This is a genomic window from Nesterenkonia halobia (assembly GCF_039536005.1).
GTDB lineage: Bacteria > Actinomycetota > Actinomycetes > Actinomycetales > Micrococcaceae > Nesterenkonia > Nesterenkonia halobia.
Genome location: NZ_BAAAYG010000004.1, coordinates 22,090 through 34,335, shown reverse-complemented (window position 1 = coordinate 34,335; position 12,246 = coordinate 22,090). Strand labels below are relative to the sequence as shown.

Annotated in this window: 11 protein-coding genes; 6 read left to right on the top strand and 5 right to left on the bottom strand. The window is 72.3% G+C overall.

Features of this window, described 5'->3' with window-relative positions; genetic code table 11:
• Window positions 1-38 precede the first annotated feature (38 nt).
• Both ABD652_RS05765 and ABD652_RS05760 read right to left on the bottom strand, forming a co-directional pair.
• A complete protein-coding gene (locus ABD652_RS05765) occupies window positions 39-620 on the bottom strand; it encodes a redoxin domain-containing protein (protein ID WP_344719148.1) in 582 nt (193 codons plus the stop codon).
• The gene (locus ABD652_RS05760; RefSeq protein WP_425574547.1) at window positions 617-1,087 is read right to left on the bottom strand and encodes a DUF3052 domain-containing protein; all 471 of its coding nucleotides are present in this window, start codon (window positions 1,085-1,087) and stop codon (window positions 617-619) included. The genes ABD652_RS05765 and ABD652_RS05760 overlap by 4 nt, the downstream gene beginning before the upstream one ends.
• A 384-nt stretch (window positions 1,088-1,471) precedes the next feature.
• Here ABD652_RS05760 and aceE point away from each other — a divergent pair, with 384 nt between their 5' ends.
• From aceE to fabF, 6 genes are all read left to right on the top strand, one after another.
• On the top strand, window positions 1,472-4,219 hold the full coding sequence (aceE, locus tag ABD652_RS05755; RefSeq protein ID WP_344719146.1) for a pyruvate dehydrogenase (acetyl-transferring), homodimeric type: 2,748 nt from the start codon (window positions 1,472-1,474) through the stop codon (window positions 4,217-4,219).
• Between the two features lie 147 nt (window positions 4,220-4,366).
• On the top strand, window positions 4,367-5,590 hold the full coding sequence (locus tag ABD652_RS05750; protein WP_344719144.1) for a PucR family transcriptional regulator: 1,224 nt from the start codon (window positions 4,367-4,369) through the stop codon (window positions 5,588-5,590).
• A gap of 103 nt (window positions 5,591-5,693) precedes the next feature.
• Complete coding sequence (locus ABD652_RS05745) at window positions 5,694-6,635, top strand: ACP S-malonyltransferase (protein ID WP_344719142.1); 942 nt, start codon at window positions 5,694-5,696, stop codon at window positions 6,633-6,635.
• Between the two features lie 121 nt (window positions 6,636-6,756).
• On the top strand, window positions 6,757-7,761 hold the full coding sequence (locus ABD652_RS05740; protein WP_344719424.1) for a beta-ketoacyl-ACP synthase III: 1,005 nt from the start codon (window positions 6,757-6,759) through the stop codon (window positions 7,759-7,761).
• A gap of 255 nt (window positions 7,762-8,016) precedes the next feature.
• The gene (locus tag ABD652_RS05735) at window positions 8,017-8,262 is read left to right on the top strand and encodes an acyl carrier protein (protein ID WP_010524628.1); all 246 of its coding nucleotides are present in this window, start codon (window positions 8,017-8,019) and stop codon (window positions 8,260-8,262) included.
• 147 nt (window positions 8,263-8,409) lie between these two features.
• Window positions 8,410-9,654, top strand: coding sequence for a beta-ketoacyl-ACP synthase II (gene fabF / locus ABD652_RS05730; RefSeq protein WP_344719137.1), 1,245 nt, complete (start codon window positions 8,410-8,412; stop codon window positions 9,652-9,654).
• 209 nt (window positions 9,655-9,863) lie between these two features.
• Here the strand turns inward: fabF and ABD652_RS05725 are convergent, their stop codons facing one another.
• The 3 genes from ABD652_RS05725 to ABD652_RS05715 all read right to left on the bottom strand — a co-directional run bounded on the left by ABD652_RS05725 (window position 9,864) and on the right by ABD652_RS05715 (window position 12,241).
• Window positions 9,864-10,367, bottom strand: a complete 504-nt coding sequence (locus ABD652_RS05725; RefSeq protein ID WP_344719134.1) for a DUF3145 domain-containing protein — start codon at window positions 10,365-10,367, stop codon at window positions 9,864-9,866.
• A gap of 280 nt (window positions 10,368-10,647) precedes the next feature.
• A complete protein-coding gene (locus ABD652_RS05720; protein WP_344719131.1) occupies window positions 10,648-11,703 on the bottom strand; it encodes a tyrosine-type recombinase/integrase in 1,056 nt (351 codons plus the stop codon).
• The gene (locus ABD652_RS05715) at window positions 11,696-12,241 is read right to left on the bottom strand and encodes a DinB family protein (RefSeq protein ID WP_344719129.1); all 546 of its coding nucleotides are present in this window, start codon (window positions 12,239-12,241) and stop codon (window positions 11,696-11,698) included. Before ABD652_RS05715 ends, ABD652_RS05720 begins: the two co-directional genes overlap by 8 nt.
• Window positions 12,242-12,246 lie beyond the last annotated feature (5 nt).

The window sequence follows — 12,246 nt, the reverse complement described above, 5'->3', positions numbered from 1 at the left end:
CGGGTCCCGCGGGTCGGCCGGCACGGGCCCTCCGCGACTCATCCGGGCCGGCTCAGCCGGGCCAGCACCTCGAGGGTCTGGTCCAGGTCCCGAGCCTGGTGCGTCGGCACCTGCTGGACATGCCGGACGACGAGGTCGGCGTCGAGCAGGAAGCTCGTCCGCGTCGCGACGCCGCGCTCGGCGTCGAAGACCCCGAAGTCCCGGGCGATGCGCCCGTGCGGCCAGAAGTCGCTGACCAGCTCGACGGCGAGCTCGTCGCCGGCCGCGGCGCCGTCGGCGGTGCCGGCGTCCTCGGCGCTCCCGCTGTCCTCTGCGGCCGCGACCAGATGCTCGGCGTAGGCCCGCAGACTGTGGATCGCGTCGCAGCTGACCGCCAGCGCCCGCACGTCCAGCCGGCGCAGCTCGTCGCGGCGGGCCTGCAGCTCCGCCAGCTCCGAGCCGCAGACGCGGCTGAAGGCGAAGGGATAGAACATCACCAGCACCGGGGCCCCGACCAGCTGCTCCAGACGCAGCTCCTCGCCGTGGTGGGTCCGGCCGACCGCCGGCGGCGCGGCATCGCCGATCCGTGGCCCGCCGTCGTCGACGTCCTCCGCTCCCCCGCGAGGCAGGGGCACGCTCACTTGCGCGCGACGAGCTTCGAGGCCGCCCAGTTCTCGCTCACCCCGGCCGAGGAGGTCACATGCAGGCCGGCGTTGGCCGCCGCGTCGTGGATCTCCACCGGCGGGACATAGCCCTCGCGGCCGGAGCGCGGGGTCAGCATCCAGACCACGCCGCCCTCGTCGAGGGTGGTCAGCGCGTCCATCATCGCGTCGACCGGATCGTCGTCGCCGTCGCGGAACCACAGCAGCACCGCGTCGACGACCTCCTGGGAGTCCTCGTCGATGAGCTCCTCGTCCAGCAGCTCCTCGAGCCGGCGGCGGAAGTCCTCGTCGACGTCGTCGTCGACGCCGATCTCCTGGACCAGGTGGTCGGCGGAGAAGCCCAGCTCCCCCAGCAGTCCCGATGAGTCCACCACATTGCATGCGGCGTCATATCCATGGCCGGGGTCGGCGCTCAGCGGGTCCTCGGCAGCGGCTGCCTGGCTCACCTGTCTGTCCCTCTCTTTCAGTGGCGGGCCCCGGGGCGGGGCGTGGCGTGGGACGTCGGCTCCGGGCCGCACGGCATCGCGCGACGTCGTTCGGCGTCCCTGCTCCACGGTACGTCCGCCGCCGCACAGGTGGGAAGAGCCACACCGAGGGCTCCCCGTCGGGTCGCGATGTCATGTTCACCGGCTCGGTCCGCGACTTGGCGGCGCGGGAGCCGCCTGCACCGCCTCGGCGACGTGCGCCGGCGGCCGTTGGGGGTAAAGTTGCGAGGAGAAGTGCGCGCCCTCACCCTGACGGTCGCGCCCGAACCTCGACGACTCCGCCGCACGACCACCCATGTCCGCGGAGCACGGAGTCGCATCGCCGACCCATTGAGAGAGGTACCTGTGAGCGCTGGTGAAGAGAACTCGCACATTCGCAGCGGTCTGACGAATCAGCTCCCCGACCGTGACCCGGAGGAGACCCGGGAGTGGCTGGAGTCGTTCGACCAGCTGCTGGAGATCCACGGCACGGAGCGGGCCGAGTACATCGTGCGCACCCTCCTGCAGCGGGCGGGCGCGAAGTCCGTGGACATCCCGATGGTGACCACCACCGACTACGTCAACACCATCCCGGTCGACCAGGAGCCCGAGTTCCCCGGCGACGAGGAGCTCGAGCGCCGCTTCCGCCGGATCCTGCGGTGGAACGCCGCGATCATGGTCCACCGCGCGCAGAAGGAGGGCATCTCCGTCGGAGGCCACATCTCCTCCTACGCGGGCATGGCGACGCTCTACGAAGTCGGGCTGAACCACTTCTTCCGCGGCGCCGACCACCCCGGCGGCGGCGACCAGATCTTCTTCCAGGGCCACTCCTCGCCGGGCAACTACGCCCGCGCCTACCTGGAGGGCCGGATGTCCGAGGAGGACCTCGACGGCTTCCGCCAGGAGAAGTCCCAGGCGCCGCACGGGCTGAGCTCCTACCCGCACCCGCGGCTGATGCCCGACTTCTGGCAGTTCCCCACCGTCTCGATGGGGATCGGGCCGATGAACGCGATCTACCAGGCGCAGTTCAACCGCTACGTGCAGAACCGCGGGATCAAGGACACCTCCGAGCAGCACGTCTGGGCCTTCCTCGGCGACGGCGAGATGGACGAGCCCGAGTCGCGCGGCATGCTGCAGCTGGCCGCCAACGAGAAGCTCGACAACCTGACCTTCGTGATCAACTGCAACATGCAGCGCCTCGACGGTCCGGTGCGCGGCAACGGCAAGATCGTCCAGGAGCTGGAGGCCTTCTTCCGCGGCGCCGGCTGGAACGTGGTCAAGGTCCTCTGGGGCCGCGAATGGGACCAGCTGCTCGACCGCGACGACGACGGCGAGCTGGTCCGCATCATGAACGAGACCCTCGACGGCGACTACCAGACCTACAAGGCCGAGTCCGGCGAGTTCATCCGCGAGCACTTCTTCGGCCGGTCGGAGAAGACCAAGGAGATGGTCTCCGACCTCTCCGACGACGACATCTGGAACCTCAAGCGCGGCGGGCACGACTACCAGAAGGTCTACTCCGCCTATCAGGCCGCCGCGCAGTCCGAGGGCAAGCCGACGGTGATCCTGGCCCAGACGGTCAAGGGATACGGGCTGGGGCCGAGCTTCGAGGGCCGCAACGCGACCCACCAGATGAAGAAGCTCTCGGTCGACGACCTCAAGCTCTTCCGCGACACGCTGCGGATCCCGGTCAGCGACGAGCAGATCGAGGCCGACCCGTACAACGTGCCGTACTACCACCCCGGCGAGGACGCCGAGGAGATCAAGTACCTGCACGAGCGCCGGAAGGCCCTCGGCGGGCCGCTGCCCGAGCGCCGCGAGCCGGTCAACACGCTCGAGCTCCCCGGCGACAAGGCCTACGCCCAGGCGAAGAAGGGCTCGGGCAAGCAGCAGGCGGCGACCACGATGGCCCTGGTCCGCCAGCTGAAGGACCTGATGCGGGACAAGAACATCGGGCACCGCATCGTGCCGATGTTCCCCGACGAGGCCCGGACCTTCGGCATGGACTCGTTCTTCCCCACCGCGAAGATCTACAACCCCAAGGGGCAGAACTACATCTCGGTCGACCGGGAGCTGATGCTGGCCTACAAGGAGTCCGAGAAGGGCCAGCTGCTGCACCCGGGCATCAACGAGGCCGGGGCCACGGCGGCCTTCACCGCCGCGGGCACGAGCTACGCCACCCACGGCGAGCCGATGATCCCGTTCTACATCTTCTACTCGATGTTCGGCTTCCAGCGCACCGGCGACTCCTTCTGGGCCGCCGCCGACCAGCTGAGCCGCGGCTTCGTCGTCGGCGCCACGGCCGGCCGGACCACTCTGGTCGGCGAGGGGCTGCAGCACCTCGACGGGCACTCGCCGCTGCTGGCGGCCACCAACCCGGCGGTCAAGCACTATGACCCGGCCTTCGGCTTCGAGATCGCCCACATCATGCGGCGGGGACTGTACGAGATGTACGGCGACCATGACGGCGTCGAGATCGACCGCAACGTCATGTACTACCTGACGGTGTACAACGAGCCGGTCACCCAGCCGGCCGAGCCGGAGGACGTCGACGTCGAGGGCATCCTGCGCGGCATCCACCGGGTCTCCGTCGGCGAGACCGACGGGCCGAAGGTCCAGCTGCTGGCCTCCGGCGTCTCGGTCCCGTGGGCCCAGGAGGCCCAGCAGCTGCTGGCCGACGACTGGGGCGTCTCCGCCGACATCTGGTCGGTGACCTCGTGGAACCAGCTGCGGCGCCAGGCCCTGGACGTCGAGCAGGCCGCGATGCTGGATCCGGAGAAGGAGCCGGAGGTGCCGTACGTGACGCAGAAGCTCGCCGGCGCCGAGGGCCCGATCGTCGCCTCGACGGACTTCTCCACCCAGGTCCCCGACCAGATCCGGCAGTTCGTCCCGCACCGCTTCGCCACGCTGGGCGCCGACGACTTCGGATTCTCCGATACCCGGCCGGCGGCCCGTCGCCACTTCCGCATCGACTCCCACTCCATGGTGGTGCGTGCGCTGCAGATGCTGGCCGACGAGGGATCCGTCGATCCGTCGCTGGCCGAGAAGGCCTACGAGCAGTACCAGCTCAGCGACGTCAACGCCGGCACCTCCGGCGCCGCCGACGAGGACTGACTCCTCGCCGTCGCCGCGGGCGTCTCCGCCGTCCCCGTCGTCGCCGCCGCCTCCGGACTCCGGAGCCGGCGGCGACGACGGGGACGGCTGTTTTGTAGGGAATGCACAACTGGCCTGCGGACACGTCGAGGGTCTAGGGTGCCGAGCATGACCGCTTCCCCTCCCGGCTCGCTGCCCGACCCGGCGGCGTCGGCGGACCCTGCGCCCGCGGGGCCGCCTCCGACGGCCCCGCATGTGGACGAGGAGATCCTGCGGCTGCTGCAGTCCCAGGTCGGGACGCTGACCACTGCGGTCAACCGGCATCTGGAGGAGCAGCTGCCCTGGTACCGCCAGCTGAGCACCGACGAGCGGGCCTCGCTGCGGCTGATCGCCCAGCGCGGCATCCAGGGCCTGGTCAACTGGCTGGAGGATCCCGATCACCGGTCCCTGACGCTGGTCAACGAGCTGCTCGGCTCCGCGCCGAGCGACCTGATGCGCACCGTCTCGCTGCAGCGGGCCCTGCAGCTGGTGCGCAGCATCGTCGAGGCCGTGGAGCTGCGGCTGCCGGCGGTGGTCCCCGCCGAGGCCCAGCAGGCCACGCTGGAGGCCGTGCTGCGCTACTCGCGCGAATGCGCCTTCGCCGTCGCCGACGTCTACGCCCGCGCGGCCGAATCGCGCGGCGCCTGGGACTCCCGACTGGAGGCGCTGCTGGTGGACTCGGTGCTGCGCGGCGAGCCCGCCGAGCAGATCGACTCCCGCGCGGCCGCCGTCGGCTGGCGCAGCGCCGACGGCGTGGTGGTCGTCGTCGGCGACGCGCCGGAGCAGACCGACGCGCTGTTCCTCAGCCACCTGCGGCGCCAGTGCCAGCGCTTCGCCGCCGACGCCGTCGTCGGCGTCCAGGGCGACCGGCTGGTGCTCTTCCTCGGCGGCGTCGAGGGCCTGGAGGCGGGGCTGGAGCGCATCATGCCGCGCTTCGGCCAGGGCCGGGTGGTCTACAGCCGCATCGACGGGCCGATCGGCCGAGCCCACGAATGCGCGGAGGCCGCCCATTCCGGCTACACCGCCGCGGCCGCCTGGCCGCAGGCCCCGCGGCCCGTCGCCGCCGAGGACCTGCTGCCCGAGCGGGCGCTGGCCGGCGACGACGCCGCCCGCTCCGTGCTGCGCGAGGCGGTCTTCGCCCCGTTGTCGACGGCGGGCAACGGCCTGATGGAGACGGTCTCGGCCTACATCGGCGGCGGCCATTCGCTGGAGGCCGCCGCCCGCGAGCTCTTCGTCCATCCGAACACGGTGCGCTACCGGCTGCGCCGGGTGTCCGACGTCACCGGGTGGGATCCGATGGTCCCGCGCGACGCGTACGTGCTGCAGACGGCGCTGGCGGTGGGACGGTTGTAGACTCGGACCCGTCGCCCGTTTGTAGAGTCTCCACAACGCGCCGCGCGGAGCTTGGTCCGCCCATGACCCGCTGAGCGTCGGCCCGATATGGAAAGTTGGTAGTGTGCTAGCGATCGTCTGCCCTGGACAGGGCTCCCAGACCCCCGGCTTCCTCTCCCCGTGGATCGAGGATGACTCCGCGCGCGAGACGCTCGCGCGCCTCTCCGACGCCGCCGGGACCGACCTGCTGACCCACGGCACCTCCTCCGACGCCGAGACCATCCGCGACACCGCCGTCGCCCAGCCGCTCATCGTCGCCGCGAGCCTGCTCTCCGCCCGCGCCCTGGGCCTCGGCGCCGGCGCCGCCCCGGCGGGCGCCTCGCGCGAGCAGCTGCTGGTCGCCGGCCACTCGGTCGGCGAAGTGCCCGCCGCCGCGCTGGCCGGTGCGCTGACCGAGGAGCAGGCCATGCGGCTGATCCGGGTGCGCGCCTCCGGCATGGCCGAGGCCGCCGCGGCGACGCCGACGTCGATGGCCGCCGTCGTCGGCGGCGTCGAGGAGGAGGTCCGGCAGGCCATCGCCGATCACGAGCTCACCGCGGCCAACGCCAACGGTCCCGGTCAGATCGTCGCCGCCGGCACGCAGGAGGCGATCGCCGCGCTGGAGGCCGAGCCGCCGCAGCGCGCCCGGGTGATCCCGCTGCCGGTCGCCGGCGCCTTCCACACCGAGCACATGGCCCCCGCCGCGCGGCGCCTGGATGAGGAGGTCGCCTCCTTCACCAGCGACGACCCGGCGCTGCCGCTGCTGTCGAACCGCGACGGCGAGACCGTCGCCGACGGCGCGGAGGTGCTGAGCCGGCTGGTCGACCAGGTGACCCGGCCGGTGCGCTGGGACCTGTGCATGGAGACCATGTCCGCCCGCGGCGTCACCGGCATCCTGGAGCTGCTGCCCGGCGGCACGCTGACCGGCCTGGCCAAGCGCGGGCTGAAGGGCGTGCCCTCGTTCGCGGTGAAGAGCCCCGAGGACCTCGACGACGCGCGGGCGTTCCTCGCCGAGCACGCCGCCTGACCACACTGCCGCCGACGGCGCCGCGCCCCGGCGTCGTCGTCCCCCGACCACCCAGGACAAGGACCCACCCGCCGTGACAGCCGTTCTGAACCAGCCCGCCCCCGTCCAGGCCTCCCGTGTGATGGGGCTGGGCGCGCACCGCCCCGACGTCATCGTCGACAACGAGCAGATCTGCCGGTGGATCGACTCCTCCGACGAGTGGATCCGCCAGCGCACCGGCATCGTCACCCGCCACCGTGCCCGGCCGGAGGTCTCGGTCGTCGACATGGCCGAGGACTCAGCGCGCGAGGCGATCGAGCAGGCCGGGCTGACCGGCGCCGACGTCGACGCGGTCATCGTCGCCACCGTGACGCATCCGTACCAGACGCCGTCGGCGGCCGCCGAGCTGGCCCACCGGCTGGGCACCGAGGCGGCGGTCGCCTACGACATCTCGGCGGCCTGCGCCGGCTACTGCTACGGCATCGGCCAGGCCGACGCGCTGGTCCGCGCCGGCACCGCCCGGCATGTGCTGGTGGTCGGCGTCGAGAAGCTCTCCGACTTCATCGACGACCACGAGCGCAGCATGTCCTTCCTGCTCGGCGACGGCGCCGGCGCGGCCGTCGTCGGCCCGTCCGAGGAGGCCGGCATCTCGCCGAGCCTGATGGGCTCCAACGGCGAGAAGTGGGGCACCGTCTCGATGGACGGCTCGCTGCTGCCGCTGCGCGACGCCCTGGCCGAGGCCCGCCGCACCCAGGACGCCTCGCGGCTGCTCGACGCCGAGGAGCGGCTGTGGCCGACGCTGCGCCAGGACGGCCCGACCGTCTTCCGCTGGGCGGTCTGGGAGATGGCCAAAGTCGCCCAGCAGACCCTCGACGCCGCCGGGATCTCCGCCGAGGACCTGGTGGCCTTCGTGCCGCACCAGGCCAACATCCGAATCATCGACGAGATGGTCAAGCAGCTGTCTCTGCCCGAGCACGTCGCCGTCGGCCGCGACATCGCCGACGCCGGCAACACGTCGGCGGCCTCGATCCCGCTGGCGATGCACCGGCTGGTGCAGGAGGATCCCGAGCTCTCCGGCGGTCTGGCGCTGCAGATCGGCTTCGGCGCCGGACTCGTCTACGGTGCTCAGGTGGTCCGCCTGCCGTGAGCACCGACCGTCACCGCCTCGACGGTCCCGCCCGGGACGGTGCGGGCGCGCCCACGCGCCCCGGACCGCTCCCGCGACGGAGAATGGAGGCGGCGGACCGGCCGACGCCGGTCCCGGACAGGAAGATGTCCCGCCGTCCACCAGCACGGACGGCGGGGTGAGACGCGTCAGGGACACCTGAGGCACTCGACGACGACCCGCAGTCCCTCCGCGGAGGCGGGCCGTCGGACCGTACAACGACGAAGGGAGCAGCCCGTGGCTGACAAGAACGAGATCCTCGCCGGACTGGCCGAGATCGTGAACGAGGAGACCGGCCTGGAGACCGAGGAGGTCCAGCTGGGCAAGTCCTTCACCGAGGACCTGGACATCGACTCGATCTCGATGATGACCATCGTGGTCAACGCCGAGGAGAAGTTCGGCGTGAAGATTCCGGACGAAGAGGTCAAGAACCTCTCCACCGTCGGCGACGCGGTGGACTTCATCGCGAACGCCGAGGGCTGATCCCCCGACAGCCTCGGTGTCCGGAGCTGCGGCCGGCGTCGTCGACGACGGCGCCGGCCGACTCCGCACCCCGTCGACTCGCGTCGACCTCCCGCCCATCCCCTCCCATCCACCTGATGCCATTCCCAGCGAACCAGAGGTAGATCCATGACACGCCGTCTCGTCATCACCGGCCTCGGCGCCACCACTCCGCTCGGCGGCGACGTGCCGACGCTGTGGCAGAACGCGCTGGCGGGCACGCCCGGCGCCACGACTCTCGACTACGACTGGGTGGAGGAGTACAGCCTGCCCGTCTCCTTCGCCGCCGAGGCGGCGGTGGCGCCCTCCGAGGTGCTCTCGCGCCCCGAGACCCGCCGCATGGACCGCTCCACCCAGCTGGGCATGGTCGCCTCCCGCGAGGCCTGGGCCGACGCCGGTCTGGCCGACGCGGACGTCGACGGCGACCGGCTCGGCGTCTCCTTCGCCACCGGCATCGGCGGCGTCTGGACCCTGCTGGACAGCTGGGACACGCTGCGCGAGCGCGGCCCGCGGCGCGTGATGCCGATGACGGTGCCGATGCTGATGCCCAACGGGGCGGCCGGTGCGATCAGCCTGGACCTCGGCGCCCGAGCCGGCGCGCGCACGGCGGTCTCCGCCTGCGCCTCCGGCACCGAAGCCCTGGACGTGGCGATCCGCATGATCCGCGAGGGCGAGGCCGACATCGTCATGGCCGGCGGCACCGAGGCCGCCATCCACCCGCTGCCGCTGGCGGCGTTCTCCTCGATGCAGGCTCTCTCCCGGCGCAACGACGACCCGGCGGCGGCCTCCCGCCCCTACGACGTCGACCGCGACGGCTTCGTCATGGGCGAGGGCGCCGGCGCGCTGGTCATCGAGTCCGAGGAGCACGCGAAGGCCCGCGGCGCCCGCATCTACGCGGAGCTCGCCGGCGCCGGAGTGAGCTCGGACGCCCACCACATCACCGCTCCCGACCCGGAGGCCCTCGGCGCGACCCGCGCGCTGAACCGCGCGCTGGAGTCTGCGGAGGCGGAGGTCTCCGAGGTCACCCACGTCAACGCTCACGCCACCTCGACGCCGGTCGGGGACAAGCCCGAGTACGCCGCGCTGCGCTCGTCCTTCGGCGACCACCTCGACTCGGTCTGCGTCTCGGCGACGAAGTCGCAGACCGGCCATCTGCTCGGCGCCGCCGGTGCGGTGGAGTCGGTGCTGACCACGCTGGCGCTGCACGAACGGCGTGCGCCGGTGACGATCAATCTGGAGAACCAGGACCCCGATCTGCCGCTGGACGTGGTCACCGGCGCCCCGCGACAGCTGCCGGCCGGCGACCAGGTCGCCGTCTGCAACTCCTTCGGCTTCGGCGGGCACAACTCCGTGGTGGCCTTCCGCACCGTCTGACGGGTCGCGAGCCGCTCCATCCATGACGACGGGCGACCGGCCCGGGCGATCCCTCGGATCGTCGGGGACGGTCGCCCGTCGTCATGGGGGGCTGATGGGAAGCACCGCTGCGCGGGGCAGCGATCGGGCGGCAGGAGTGCGGTCGGCGACGTCGTCGATGGAGGAGGACGACGTCGCCGGGTCGGCCGGTCCGGGGCGAGGGCGCCGGCTCAGCCGACGCGGTGGAGCCAGCGCACCGGCGCGCCCTCGGCGGCGTGCCGGAAGGGGTCGAGCTCCTCGTCCCAGGCCTCGCCGAGAGCCAGCGAGAGCTCCTGATAGACCACCGACGGGTCGCCGGCGCCGCGCTCATAGGCGCAGCGGACGCGGTCCTCGGAGATCATGATGTTGCCGTGGACGTCCGTCGTGGCGTGGAAGATGCCCAGCTCGGGCGTGTGCGACCACCGGCTGCCGTCGCACGCGGGCGAGGGTTCCTCGGTGACCTCGAAGCGCAGATGCGACAGGCTCCGCAGCGACGAGGCCAGCGTGGCGCCGATCCCCTGAGGACCGCGCCAGCTCAGCTCGGCGCGCTGGGTGCCGGGCGATGCGGGCTGGGGCTCCCACTGGAAGTCCACGCGGGCGTCCACCACTGAGGACACTGCCCATTCGACATGCGGGCAGAGCGCCGTGGGGGCCGAGTGGATGTGCAGGACACCCCGGGCCGTGTGTTCAGACATGACCATCCTCCATCGTGCTGTTGGTACGTCTTCCCCTACGTCCGACAGCGGTGATCCCGATGGTGGATCCGTCATGGAACCGTCATTCAGTTGTCGCGAGACCAATTCTGCATCAGATGTGCGTGATACGCCACATCTGTGATCGAGCTCTCCCCGTGACACAGCTTAACAGGGCCGCACTGGCCGTCCGGCATGACCGCGTCCCGCGGCGTGGTGCGTCGCCTCGCTCTACGTCCCCGGCGACCGGCGCGGGTGCTTGCCGCCTCGGCTCGGCCCGCGCTCACGCCCGCGGGTGAGCCTGGCCGTAGCCGCGGCGCAGGCCGTCGACGGAGATGTGGGTGTAGACCTGGGTGGTGCTCAACGAGGCATGGCCGAGCAGCTCCTGCACGGCGCGCAGATCCGCCCCGCCGTCGAGCAGATGGGTGGCCGCCGAGTGGCGCAGCGCGTGCGGCCCGCGGGCCGCGGTGGTGCCCAGGGCGGCGAGCTGCGCGTCGACGGCGCGGCGGACCACGCGGACGTCGATGCGCCGGCCGCGGCGTCCCAGGAACGCCGCGGCTCCGGACTCGGCCACGGCGAGCAGCGGCCGGCCCTGCTCCCACCACGCGTCCAGGGCATGCTGGGCGGGGATCCCGTAGGGCACCATGCGTTCCTTGTCCCCCTTGCCGAGCACCCGGACCATGCGGCGCTCCGGCTCGAAGGAGCCGCGGTCGAGCCCGACCAGCTCCGAGACACGGATCCCGGTGGCATAGAGCAGCTCGATCATCGCCGCATCGCGCAGCGCCATGGCGCGGGCGATCGGATCCGGCTCGGCCTGCTCCTCCGGGGCCGACTCCCCCGGGGCGGGTCCCGGCGTGCTCGGCTCCGCTGTGCTCGGCTCCGCCGGGATCTGCGCGGCGTCGGACAGCTGGTCGGTGAGCGCCTGGATCTGCCGGTCCTGGAGCACGTCGGGCAGGTGGCGGCCGCCGGGTGCCGTGCGCAGCCGCACGGAGGGGTCGGTGGCCAGGTGCCCGCGGCGGTGGGCCCAGGCGGTGAAGGTCCGCGCGGAGGCGGTCTTGCGGTTCAGCGTCGCCCGCGAGGCGCCTCCGGCGTGCAGATCGGCCAGCCAGGTGCGGATCTCGGCGAGGTCGAGGCCGCGCAGCCCTCCGACGCGGCCGGCGAGCTGACGCAGGTCGCCGGCGTAGGAGCGGATGGTGTGCTCGGAGAGTCCGCGCTCCAGCCGCAGATGCGCGATGAACTCCTCCACCAGCGGGTCGTCCTCCTCCACCAGCGGGTCGTCCTCCTCCACCAGCGGGTCGTCCTCCTCCGCCCCGGCGGGTCGCTCGGCGCGCTCACCCACGATCGATCCCCACGTCCCAGAGATGGTGGGCGATGTCGTGCCAGGCATACTGCGCCAGCGTGACCACGGTGAACTCGGAGCCGTCGCCGCGCAGCCCGCGCCGGGAGTGCTGCTCGGCGTCGACGGCCTCCAGCACGGCGGCGAAGCGCCGGCCGGCCGGGTCCAGCGCTGCGGCGACCTCCGCGGGATCCTGCCGGTGGTAGGCGCCCTGGACGGCGGCCTCGTCCTGGTCCCAGTCCGGGAAGGGCGGATCCTGCCGGTCGAGCATCAGCCGGAGCCGCTCGTGCATCACTCCGAAGACGTCGCGCACATGGGCGGCGTACTCCAGCGGTGACCACGTCGCCGGCGCCGGCCGCCGGCGCAGCTCCTCGGCGGGCCGCTCGAGCAGCGTCGTCCACTGCGGCAGACTCGCGCGCACCGCCGCGGCGACGTCCGTCGGACCGAGACGCCGCACGTCGGCGCCGCAGTCCGGGCACGGGCGCTCCAGCACCCACGTCCAGTCCTTGCTGTCCTTCGCGATCCGGCTCGCATCGTCCATGCAGG

What these genes read in the sequence shown, in the direction of transcription:
- ABD652_RS05750 (WP_344719144.1), top strand. Translation starts at nt 4,367, where the DNA reads ATGACCGCTTCCCCTCCCGGCTCGCTGCCCGACCCGGCGGCGTCGGCG.
- ABD652_RS05740 (WP_344719424.1), top strand. Translation starts at nt 6,757, where the DNA reads ATGGGGCTGGGCGCGCACCGCCCCGACGTCATCGTCGACAACGAGCAG.
- fabF (WP_344719137.1), top strand. Translation starts at nt 8,410, where the DNA reads ATGACACGCCGTCTCGTCATCACCGGCCTCGGCGCCACCACTCCGCTC.
- ABD652_RS05725 (WP_344719134.1), bottom strand. Translation starts at nt 10,367, where the DNA reads ATGTCTGAACACACGGCCCGGGGTGTCCTGCACATCCACTCGGCCCCC.
- ABD652_RS05715 (WP_344719129.1), bottom strand. Translation starts at nt 12,241, where the DNA reads ATGGACGATGCGAGCCGGATCGCGAAGGACAGCAAGGACTGGACGTGG.